We start from the raw sequence: 11,780 nt of genomic DNA on the forward strand, positions 1-11,780 counted from the left end.
CTAAGTCTTATTAGACTTATATAGAGAGTAAATAAAAAAACTTTTATCACTCTTTCTACCTATATTATAATAGAAAGCGTTTAAATTATCAAATAAATTTATCAAGTTTTATGTAATTTCTTTATAAATTTTATTTAAGTTTACAATAATTTTTTAACTCATCTTGCTAAAGTTACTGAACATACTCTACTAGCTCCATTTTTTAGTAGTAATTCTTGAGCATAATATAGAGTTCTTCCTGTTGTATAAACATCGTCTACTATGACATAATTTCCTTGTAGTTTATCACCTATGTAGTCAAATGGTTGTTGTGTTTTCAAACGCTCACTTCTACTTTTTTCTGACTGCTTTTTATCCCTTCTTATTTCCTTCATCTTCAGAACTCTTGAATAAGGTAGATCTCCTATTAATCCTTCTACTTGATTGAAACCTCTATGTTGCATTGTATATTCATCCACTGGAATAGGAATATATATCCAATCTTTAGAGGGATAGTTATTCGTTATAAAATTTTTAAACTCTATGTTAAAAATTTTTCTCCAATAATAGTCTCCCATAAACTTATATCTTTCGAAATATTTTTTGATAATTAAATTATCATATGTATATATAGACTTATTATTCAATAAGATTTTGTTATTATTTTTCCACTTAATGCAGTCATTACATAATAATAAATTTTTTTGTTCTCTCCCACATCCTTCACAAGCATTATCTATCTTACATTTTCCCAATTCTTCTCTACATCTTTTACAAACATTGTCTCGCTTATATTTTTCTAACGATAAAATCCATTTAATATTTAATTTAAAATCAATTGTGTTGTTGCATAATAAGCAATTCATGAGATACCTTCTCTCAATTTTTTAGCTTTTTTATTTAAAAATTCTATTTGCTTTTGTGCATCTTTTACCTTTCTTGTATATCTATCACAGATAAATATTACATCACCATCTGGTCTACTAACACTGCGCCCAACCCTCCCAGCAATTTGAACTAAAGCAGATGTTGAAAACACACTATTGTCAGCACCTAACACTAGTAAATCGATTTCCGGAAAAGTAACTCCTCTTTCTAAAATTGTTGTTGTTATTAAATACGTATACTCTTTGTTTCTCATTTTTTGTACTTTTTCAATTCGATATTCATCAGCTGCATGAACTGTATCACCTTTTATTTTACTAGCTAAGACTGCTTTAATTACTTCTCTTACTTTATTTAACATAGCAACATGAGGTACAAATACTAAGAACTGCTTTCCATTTTGCTCCCATTTTTTTAGATACTTTTTAATTTTTGTATCCAATTTCCCTTGTAAAATAAATCCCCACCAATTATTTGTAAATTCTACTTTTATAGTAGGTAAAGCATTTTGATGAAATCTCATTGGTAAATAACTTATAGATATATTCCCTCTTTTTATCTTTTTTGCCAACTCATTACTAGGCGTAGCAGTTAGATAAATAAGAGTCCCTGTTTTCTTAATAGCCTGTTTAGTTGCAAATAATAATTCTTTATTATTAACATATGGAAAAGCATCGACTTCATCAATTATCAGTACATCAAAAGCTTCTTTAAATTTTAATAATTGATGTGTTGTACATACTACCAGTTGAGTATATCTATATGTTTCTTCACTTCTTCCATGCAAAAGAATTTTATCAATCTTTTTGAAAGCTTTATCTAAACGTGGGTATAATTCATTACATACATCCACTCTAGGAGAAGCAATCGCTATACGAAAATTTTTTCTTAGAGCTTCAGCTATTGGTTTAAATAGCATTTCAGTTTTTCCAGCTCCCGTAACCGCCCATAATAAATGCTCCGTATTTTTTCCAATTATATTAATTAGTTCATTAGAGCATACCTCTTGAAATTTAGACAATTTCCCGTCCCACGTTAAAATTTCATCAACATTATTAAAATGATTATCCTCAATAACATGAACTAAATTATTCAATGTACTGACTCTTCCTAAAACAATACATTTCGGGCAATAGTAATTATCATAGGGTAGTTTAGCTCTTTCCTTAGTTGTTACTTTCCCACAACGATTACATTTTATTTTATTTTTAAAAACCTTAATTGCTTGATAAATTTCAATATTATCAGATGACATTATTTTTTCTTCCGATTTATCGACTACTACTAAACGACCAGCCATTTCATTAAAATCCATCCATACTTGCCCTCCCAATATTTTCTACTTTCTATATACGCAAAAATGACAGAAAATACTAAATATTTTCTGTCATTTTTTATTTTTCTATTTTATTTTCAGACAAGAGAACTATTTTTTTTATAAAATTCAATAATGGACGTCGTGATTCACCAACTAATCCAATAACCTCAACAAAAATTTCTAGTCCCAATAGTGTAGCCACTGTCAATAAAATAGAGCCCCAAAAACTAGAAATAGGATATAGCAATGAAATAGATGAAAAAATCAATGCTATTCCATAAATAACTAATACGGTTTGTCTATGACTCAATCCCATTTGCATTAGTCTATGATGCAAATGATGCTTATCAGCTTGTGAAATTGGTTTTTTATTTAAAATTCTTCGTAAAATTGCATAGACAGTATCAGTTATTGGTACCCCTAAAATAATAACTGGAATTATTATTGTAATAAATGTCGCATTCTTCAAACCATATAATGCAAAAACCGAGATCATGAAACCTATAAATAAAGATCCCGTATCACCTAAATATATCTTAGCAGGATGAAAATTATATGGCAAAAATCCTATCAATGCTGCTACTAACGTAAACATCATTATTGATATAAAAGTATTAGTTACATTTAAAAAGAAATACCCTGTAACTGCACTGGTAGATAAAGCAATAATTGCTACTCCAGTTGCTAATCCATCTAATCCATCAATTAAATTAACTGCATTAGTAATTGCTAAAATCCATATTAGTGTTATTGGTAAACTTAACCACCCTAAAGTTACTGTACCTAAAAATGGTAATGTAATAGTTGTCATTTTAATTTTAGCAATAAAAAATACTACTAAAGCTGCTAAAGTTATTCCATATATTTTCTGTCTAGGTTTTAATTCATAAATATCATCTATTATTCCAGTAGCTAAAATTATACATTCTGCTAACAATAATGCCCACAATTGTTCGATTGGGTATTGCTTTCTCAATAAAAGAAAATTAGTCACATTAAATGCTAAAAAAATAGCTAATCCACCCATTGTCGGCATAGGAACCTTATTTACACGACGAGCATTTGGATTGTCAACAGCTCCTACTTTAAATGCTAACAATCTTATAAACGGAGTCAAAATAGCTGATAGAATCATTGTTGCAAATAGAGATGCTATAATTCTATACATATTATCCTCTTTCTTAAGTTCTAACTATATGTAGAACTATGTTTTAACAATTTATTATATACCGCTATCTTATCATAACTTATCAAATTAGTCATTAATACCTAAAATAAAATAGGATTGACAATTTAACATCGCCAATCCTTATTTTAATTATTTTTTCAAATGATAATTATAAGTTGAAACAATGATGTTTTCTCGAGAATTCAAAGCTGTTCTTAAACGTAATGCTGTTTGGTTATGCAAGATATTTTGCCAAGGTTTCTTAGGTACAAATTGAGGTACCAAGACCGTAACTGAATAATTTCTTTCCGCAGCTTTCTTAGCAATAACATCACAGAATCTAATAACAGGTGTCTGAACCGAACGATAAGATGAATGTAAATCAACAAATCTCACATCGCCAAATGATTCCTTAAATTCCTTAGCAGTTTCGTGTTCTTTTTTAGGGTTAGTATCAAACGAAACATGCATTGCAATTACATAGTCACCAATTGAACGAGCATAGTTAATAGCACCAGTAGTTACATGAGTTACAGAACTAACTAATACAATAACAGTTGAACCGTCATAATCATGCAATTGAGCATCATTGCTTAATCTTAATTGAGCGGCAATCTTCACATAGTGATCGTGTATCTTATAGAATCCAAAAATCAATGCTGGCATGATAATCAAATATGGCCATACATTTGCAAAATGTAACCAGAACAAGAAAATAACTAGAGCCAATGAAATTAGAGCACCTACCAAATTAAACATTGAGTTTAAAATCCAATGTTTACCTCGTTCTCTAAACCAATGAATGATCATTCCAGACTGAGATAAAGTAAATGGCACAAACACACCTACTGCATATAAAGGTATCAATAGATTAGTTTGTCCATGGAAAATTAAAATCAAAGTAATCGCGCCAATTGCCAATGCAATAATACCATTAGAGTATCCTAAGCGATCACCCTTGTCCATAAACATATGTGGCATAAATTTATCCTTGGCAAGATTATATGCAAGGATTGGGAATGCTGAAAAACCTGTATTAGCAGCAACAGCTAAAATCATCGCAGTTGCCAATTGTAATAGATAAAATAGCACTCCATGCCCAAATACGGCAATACCTATTTGTGATAAAACTGTTTGCTTGGAATTAGGTAAAATACCTAAGTAGTAACTTAAGAATGTAATTCCAGCAAAGAAGATACCCAAAATCAATGCCATAATTCCTAATGTATTAGCAGCATTTTTACGTTTAGGTTTCTTAAAGTTTGGAACTGCATTACTAATAGCTTCAACCCCTGTTAATGAGGAAGAACCTGCAGAAAAAGCTTTTAAGAATAAAAGCACTGACATTCCAGGAACTGCTTGACCGACATGCGCAGCTGCAGCATAGTGGATATTACCTGTGAAGATATTAAACAATCCCCAACCCACCAAAGCTACAATCATAATTACAAAGAAATATACTGGAACCGTCAAAAATGAAGCTGATTCACGCAATCCTCTTAAATTCAAAGTCATAATGAACAGGACAATTAAAATAGATATACCTACACTATGAGCCCTCAAAGAAGGTATCGCAGAAGTGATTGCTTCTGTACCAGATGTTACAGATACAGCTACCGTAAGCATATAGTCAACTAATAAAGAACCTCCAGCTACTAATCCTGCACCTGTTCCCCAGTTCTGCGTAGCAACAACATAAGCACCACCACCAGAAGGATACGCATGGATAATTTGTCGATATGACATAGTTATTGCAAAAAGTAAAATCAATACTATTCCTGCTGCTGGAACTGCATACCATGTAGCTGCTGCAGATAAAACAAATAAAGCTGTTGTGATTTGTTCTGTACCATAAGCAACTGAGGATAAAGCATCTGATGAAAGTAATGCTAGAGCTTTAAATTTTGTTAACGCTTGGCCGCCTTCTTCTGTTGTCTTAAGCGGCTCCCCAATAAGTAATCTTTTTAAGTAACGCCACATAATAATTGCTCCCTTAATTTAATTATCTATTTTTCTCTTTTCTTAACTAAATGTTAAGAATATTTTGATACAAATTATATAAAATCATATTTCATTCAAAGTTTCAACAGCTATTTAATCAAAATGTTTAAAAAAGTAAATTTGTTAGAATTTTGTCACATAGGTCTCGTTAAAAATTAACCATTAATTATTAAAAATACTTTTGATTTTATTTCTAATTTTAATAAAACCATTTCGAACTAAGTTAACAATTTTGGTTGTATAACTTAATAACGTATTAATCGTTATTACAATTAATATTAATAAAACAATACATTCTTTTGATGGCAATGTGATGCCAAATAGCCATGGTAAAAACACACAACTTCCTATCAATCCTAAGATACATCCCACATAAACGGTTACTCTAAGGACATTGAATGGCTTACAAGTCTTATACAAAACTATCAATCCTACTATAGATAATAAAATAGTAGAAGCTGTTGAATAATCTGTATATTTTATTTCAAACATCGAAGCTAGAAGTACCATCATTTCCACAACTATCACATCAGTTATTCCTGCTGGAAAGGCCCTTAGTAATATATTAGATAAAAATCGCCCTTCTATCTTTTCTTTATTAGGTTGTAACGCTAGGAAAAAGGCTGGTATTCCAATTGTAAACATCCCTATCAATGAAACTTGTGCAGGCTTTAAAGGATAAGTAAATGATAAAATAACTGCTAACATTGATAAGAAAAAGGAAAATATATTCTTTACCAAAAACAAACTAGCAGAACGTTGAATGTTATTTACTACACGTCTTCCTTCTAAAACCACATCAGGCATACATGAAAAATTCGATTCCAACAGCACTACTTGCGATGAATAAACTGCAGCATCACTACCAGACGCCATAGCTATACTACAATCTGCATCTTTCAGTGCTAGCACGTCATTTACTCCATCGCCTGTCATAGCAACAGTTCTTCCTTGTTCTTTCAAAATTCGTATAATTTCTCTTTTTTGCGTTGGTGTCACCCTACCAAAAATATTATAGTTTTTAACTGCTTCAGCTAGGTCCTCTTTTGTCTCTAACTTTGTAGCATCAATGTACAAATCTGCATTTTCAATCTGTGCTTTTTTAGATATTTCTGAAACAGTTTGCGGATTATCTCCAGAAATAACCTTTACTTCTACTCCCTGCTCCTTAAAATAATTAAATGTTGCAGGTGCCTCTTTTCTTATGGGATTTGTTATTAATACATATCCTATAGGAATTACTTTACCTGTAATTTTCTTATCCATAAAACCATCTAAAGCTTTTCCAAACACTAGTACTCTGTATCCTTTTTTAGTATCTTCATTAATATTATCTTGATATAATGGAAAATCTTCACGCAATACAAATTCAGGAGCACCTAATATGTATGCATCATTTTCAAAAACAGCCCCACTATACTTATTTTTTGATGTAAATGGAATGATTTCACTTGCTATTACTTTACTCGTCTGTTTACAATAATTTCTTATAGCTTTCATAGTATTATTACTTTCATCTATTGCATAAACAAACTTTGCTAATAACTCTTCAAAGGCATCTCTGTTCTCTACATCGATTGCTTTTATTTTTTCTACTTTCATTTCATTTTCAGTAATTGTTCCTGTTTTATCTACACATAAAACATCTACCCTTGCTAGAGTTTCAATACTTTTCATATCATGAAGCAATACTTTTTTCTTAGCTAGCCTCATGGAACTAACAGCTAGTGCTACACTTGTTAACAAATACAGCCCCTCTGGTATCATACCTAAAACAGCTGCTACCATAGATGTTATATTGTCATGTAAACTTTCATGATTTATGAAAATCCCTTGTATAAATAAGACAATTCCAATCGGAACTAACGCTACACCTACAAATTTTACTAATATATCAAGATCTTGGATCATTTCAGAACGTTCAACATTTTTCATTTTCTTAGCTTCTAATGTTAACTTAGAAATATATGAGTCTTTGCCAACCGCTGTTAGTCTTGCTCTACACTTTCCAGCAATAATAAAGCTACCTGACATTAATTTATCTCCTGGCTTTTTAGGAATTTCATCAGACTCACCTGTCAATAAAGATTCGTTTACTAAAACTTCTCCACTTACAATTTCACTATCAGCTAAAATTTGATTCCCCATTTTAAAGATTACAATATCATCTAATACTAAATCTTCTGCATTTACTTGTGTAACCTCTCCATTTCTTACTACCATAGCCTGCGGAACATTTAGCATCGTTAACTTATCAACAACTTTTTTTGCCCTTAATTCTTGAATTATCCCAATAAAAATATTTGCAATAATAATCGGTAAAAAGGTTAAGTTTCTAAATGAATTTACTAAACATAAAAGTAAAGTTAATATTAAAAATATCAAATTAAAATATGTAAATATATTTTCTGCAACTATTTCTTTGGCAGTACGTACAGGTGGTTTCACTGCCTCATTACTCCAACCATTTTTCTTATATTTTTCCACTTGTTTATCCGTAAGCCCATAGTCTGCATTAGGAGTTATCCTATTTATGTCAATTTTTTCGTTACTTGATTTTTTCATTACTATCCCCCAATCCCTAACTATCACTAATGTTAGTATAACATGTAGGATATAATAAAATCATTGAACAATCTTTAACTTTTATATAATACATTTAAAATATTATATAATTTTAAAAAAATAAACACTGAAATTTCATGACTGAAATCTCAGTGTTTATTACTTATTTTAATTTAGTAATCTAAACCTAGATTACATCATACCACCCATACCTGGTGTTGCAGGCATTTGGTCGTTACTTTCTGGTTCTGGCTTATCAGCAACTACTGCTTCTGTTGTTAATAATAAAGCAGATACACTAGCTGCATTTTGAAGTGCTGAACGAGTTACCTTTGTAGGATCCACAATACCAGCTTCAACCATGTCAACCCATTCATTTGTAGCAGCATTGAAACCTACACCTGGTTTTTGTTCCTTTAATTTTTCAACAATTACAGAACCTTCTAAACCTGCATTTTCTGCGATTTGACGAACAGGTTCTTCCAAAGCACGTTTTACAATGTTAATACCTGTTTGTACGTCGCCTTCTTCTTCCAAAGCAGCAACTTTACCAATAACATTTACCAATGCTGTACCACCACCAGGAACAAATCCTTCTTCAACAGCAGCACGTGTAGCATTCAAAGCATCTTCAATACGGTACTTACGTTCTTTCAATTCTGTTTCAGTTGCAGCACCAACTTTAATAACTGCAACACCACCAGATAATTTAGCCAAACGTTCTTGTAATTTTTCACGATCAAAATCAGAAGTTGTTTCACTAATTTGCTTCTTAATTTGTTCTACACGTTCAGCAATCTTGTCCTTATCACCAGCACCTTCAACAATTGTTGTATTTTCCTTAGTTACTGTTACTTTTCCAGCAGAACCTAATTGTTCAACTGTTGTATCTTTCAATTGTAAGCCTAAGTCATCTGTGATAACAGTAGCACCTGTCAATGTAGCAATATCTTGTAACATTGCCTTACGACGATCGCCAAATCCTGGAGCTTTAACTGCAACAACGTTAAATGTTCCACGAATCTTGTTCAAAACAAGTGTAGGTAATGCTTCACCGTCTACATCATCAGCAATAATCAATAATGGACGACCTTGTTGTACAATTGATTGCAATAATGGTAATACTTCTTGAATGTTTGAAATCTTCTTATCTGTTAATAAAATGTATGGATTATCTAAATCAGCTTCCATCTTATCATTATCAGTTACCATATATTGTGATAGATATCCTCTATCAAATTGCATACCTTCAACAACATCTAAAGAAGTATCGATACCTTTAGATTCTTCAATTGTAATAACACCATCATTACCAACTTTTTCCATAGCATCGGCAATTAATTTACCAACTTCTTCGTTAGCAGATGAAATAGAAGCAACTTGTGCAATATCACTCTTGGATTCTACTGTATGGGACATTTCATGTAATGCATCAACTGCAGCCTTAGTTGCTAATTCAATACCACGACGAATTCCAACTGGGTTTGCACCAGCAGTTACATTCTTCATACCTTCATTTACAATAGCTTGTGTTAAAACAGTAGCAGTTGTTGTACCATCACCTGCAATATCATTTGTCTTAGAAGCAACTTCAGACACCAATTTTGCTCCCATATTTTCGAAATGATCTTCTAAATCAATAGCCTTAGCAATTGTTACACCATCATTTGTAATTGTGGGGGAACCATAAGATTGTTCCAAAACAACATTACGGCCTTTAGGACCAATAGTTGATTTTACTGTATTTGCTAATTTATCTACACCCTTCAACATCTTTGAACGAGCATCTTCTGAAAACTTAATTTCCTTTGCCATAAATCTCTTCACCTCAAATTAATTAAAAATTAATCTATAACCGCAATAATGTCATTTTCACGGATTACTAAATATTCTTCGCCTTCATATTTAACTTCAGAACCAGCATACTTATCAAAAACAACTGATTGACCAACTTTTACTTCAGGTTCAACCCTTTGTCCATTGTCTAAGATACGTCCGTTACCAACAGCAATTACTTCACCTGTTGTAGGCTTTTCTTTTGCATTACTTGCGATAACAATTCCACCAATGGATTGTTCTTCTTCCTTTTGAACTTTTAAAACAACGCGATCTCCTAATGGTTTAAGCACGTCTAATCCCTCCAATATCAATCATCTGTATCATTTAGCACTCTCAACTCTTGAGTGCTAACTACAATTAATACTATAACCACTTTAAATATAAATTGCAAGTATTTTTTATCACTCGACACATTAGAGTGCTAATTTTTTTATTTGACCTGTTAATGGTACAATTAAACTTAAAAATGAAAGGTGATAATTAATTTGGAACAAAGAAATTCTATTCCCTTATTGCTAACCTATATTGGTTATCAAATTTTGTTAGCAATATTCAATATTTTTTATAATCAAAGTCATAATTTTTATTTGGTTGAAACTATTATTGGAATACTCTGCATGTTGTTTATTGTTTATCTCAATCATAGATTCTCTTTTAAAAATAAATTAGAATATAAAACTATTAAACTTAAATCTATTTTACTCTGGAGTATCCTTGGTATGGTCGGTGCCCTCATAATTCAAATTGGATTATCTCGTATCGAATCAGGACTTTTTCATTTTTCATCATATTCAGCTAATACTAACCTATTGTTAGAAATTGTTCACCATTACCCATACTACATTTTAGTACCTGGAATTGTTGCACCTGTAATGGAAGAGTTAATTTTTAGAAAAGTTTTATTTGGAAATTTTTCAAGATTCATCCCTTTTCTACCTGCTGCCTTAATTTCCAGTCTTCTATTTAGTTTAGCTCATATGGATGGTCATTTCCTTATCTATGCTAGTATTGGCCTTTTGTTTTGCTATATTTACTATCGGACTGGAACGATTATTACTTCTACTTTTAGTCATATATTTCTAAACTTGTTTATTATACTTCTATCATCGCTTTAGAAGTTATTAATATCAAAAAATTGCTGAAGATTAATGTGATTAGATAACATCATAATCTTCAGCAATTTTTATTTTGAGACTCATTTCGGTCTTCTATGTAACACTACTCTTCTGTGCTTCCAAAATGATTCAAGAAATAAATCAAAGTTTCCATTTCATTCGTCAAATCTACATTTTGCACACGTATATTTTCTGGTACAGTAATTCTAAGTGGTGTAAAATTCAATATTCCCCTTACACCAACTTCCACTAACTCATCTGTAACTTTTTGTGCTACAGGAGCTGGAACAGTTAAAATTACAATTTCAATTTGCTGTAACTTTAATTGTTCTTTCATATCAGACATTGGATATACTGGAATTCCACTTTGAATTGTTCCCGTAATATCTTCATTTACATCAAATGCTGCACTAATTCTTACATGATTACTTTGATGGAAATTAAAGTTCAATAAAGCATGTCCTAAATTACCAACCCCAACCAAAGCAACATTAGTTAACGTATCTTGATTTAATTGCTTAGTAAAAAAATCAAGTAAACTTTGTACATCATATCCGTAACCACGTTTACCTAAAGCACCAAAATACGAAAAATCACGTCGAATAGTAGCAGAATCTACTTTTACGGCTTCAGCTAATTCTGTTGAAGAAACTCTATTCTTTCCAGAATTAGATAATAGTCTTAGATAACGATAATATATCGGTAGACGTTTTGCAGTAGCCTGCGGAATCTTTACTTCTGCCATTAGACTTTCCTCTTTTCGTGAAATATTTAACATAAGTTTAACACATAGCTCCACAATTATACAATATATTGGCTTAATTATCATCTTTAACGTTTTTATTTGTGAAATTTCTATGTTACACTATAAATCGTCTTAGTGTTATAATACAGTAAATTAATAGAAAAG

9 protein-coding genes are annotated in these 11,780 nt (G+C 31.3%); 1 reads left to right on the forward strand and 8 read right to left on the reverse strand.

All coding sequences use genetic code 11. The features are described from left to right. Window positions 1-158: 158 nt before the first annotated feature. The 7 genes from PTA89_RS06090 to groES all read right to left on the reverse strand — a co-directional run bounded on the left by PTA89_RS06090 (window position 159) and on the right by groES (window position 10,045). Complete coding sequence (locus PTA89_RS06090) at window positions 159-845, reverse strand: ComF family protein (protein WP_193524603.1); 687 nt, start codon at window positions 843-845, stop codon at window positions 159-161. After that, window positions 842-2,179: a DEAD/DEAH box helicase gene (locus tag PTA89_RS06095; RefSeq protein ID WP_268857502.1), complete on the reverse strand. Its 1,338-nt coding sequence runs from the start codon at window positions 2,177-2,179 to the stop codon at window positions 842-844. Before PTA89_RS06095 ends, PTA89_RS06090 begins: the two co-directional genes overlap by 4 nt. Before the next feature lie 79 nt (window positions 2,180-2,258). After that, window positions 2,259-3,350 carry a glycosyltransferase family 4 protein gene (locus PTA89_RS06100; protein ID WP_003706538.1) on the reverse strand — a complete coding sequence of 364 codons (1,092 nt, stop codon included), beginning with the start codon at window positions 3,348-3,350 and terminating at the stop codon, window positions 2,259-2,261. Between the two features lie 150 nt (window positions 3,351-3,500). Further along, a complete protein-coding gene (locus tag PTA89_RS06105) occupies window positions 3,501-5,330 on the reverse strand; it encodes an APC family permease (protein ID WP_003700646.1) in 1,830 nt (609 codons plus the stop codon). A 183-nt stretch (window positions 5,331-5,513) separates the two neighbouring features. Further along, complete coding sequence (locus PTA89_RS06110; RefSeq protein WP_201897567.1) at window positions 5,514-7,916, reverse strand: cation-translocating P-type ATPase; 2,403 nt, start codon at window positions 7,914-7,916, stop codon at window positions 5,514-5,516. Between the two features lie 192 nt (window positions 7,917-8,108). After that, window positions 8,109-9,731 carry a chaperonin GroEL gene (gene groL, locus PTA89_RS06115; RefSeq protein ID WP_003706536.1) on the reverse strand — a complete coding sequence of 541 codons (1,623 nt, stop codon included), beginning with the start codon at window positions 9,729-9,731 and terminating at the stop codon, window positions 8,109-8,111. 29 nt (window positions 9,732-9,760) lie between these two features. Then, window positions 9,761-10,045, reverse strand: coding sequence for a co-chaperone GroES (gene groES / locus PTA89_RS06120; RefSeq protein WP_003706535.1), 285 nt, complete (start codon window positions 10,043-10,045; stop codon window positions 9,761-9,763). Between the two features lie 195 nt (window positions 10,046-10,240). On the opposite strand from groES, the gene PTA89_RS06125 reads away from it, so the two are divergent. Beyond that, entirely contained in the window at window positions 10,241-10,870 is a 630-nt protein-coding gene (locus tag PTA89_RS06125; protein WP_003710513.1) for a CPBP family intramembrane glutamic endopeptidase, read from the forward strand. A 103-nt stretch (window positions 10,871-10,973) separates the two neighbouring features. On the opposite strand, the gene PTA89_RS06130 is transcribed toward PTA89_RS06125, so the two are convergent. Further along, window positions 10,974-11,615 (reverse strand): redox-sensing transcriptional repressor Rex, encoded by a 642-nt coding sequence (locus tag PTA89_RS06130; RefSeq protein ID WP_003710514.1) that lies wholly within the window; start codon window positions 11,613-11,615, stop codon window positions 10,974-10,976. Between the last annotated feature and the right edge of the window lie 165 nt (window positions 11,616-11,780).

Source organism: Ligilactobacillus salivarius (assembly GCF_035231985.1).
In the GTDB taxonomy this organism is placed as follows: domain Bacteria; phylum Bacillota; class Bacilli; order Lactobacillales; family Lactobacillaceae; genus Ligilactobacillus; species Ligilactobacillus salivarius.

What these genes read in the sequence shown, in the direction of transcription:
- PTA89_RS06110 (WP_201897567.1), bottom strand. Translation starts at nt 7,916, where the DNA reads ATGAAAAAATCAAGTAACGAAAAAATTGACATAAATAGGATAACTCCT.
- groL (WP_003706536.1), bottom strand. Translation starts at nt 9,731, where the DNA reads ATGGCAAAGGAAATTAAGTTTTCAGAAGATGCTCGTTCAAAGATGTTG.
- PTA89_RS06090 (WP_193524603.1), bottom strand. Translation starts at nt 845, where the DNA reads ATGAATTGCTTATTATGCAACAACACAATTGATTTTAAATTAAATATT.
- PTA89_RS06105 (WP_003700646.1), bottom strand. Translation starts at nt 5,330, where the DNA reads ATGTGGCGTTACTTAAAAAGATTACTTATTGGGGAGCCGCTTAAGACA.
- PTA89_RS06100 (WP_003706538.1), bottom strand. Translation starts at nt 3,350, where the DNA reads ATGTATAGAATTATAGCATCTCTATTTGCAACAATGATTCTATCAGCT.
- PTA89_RS06095 (WP_268857502.1), bottom strand. Translation starts at nt 2,179, where the DNA reads ATGGATTTTAATGAAATGGCTGGTCGTTTAGTAGTAGTCGATAAATCG.
- PTA89_RS06130 (WP_003710514.1), bottom strand. Translation starts at nt 11,615, where the DNA reads ATGGCAGAAGTAAAGATTCCGCAGGCTACTGCAAAACGTCTACCGATA.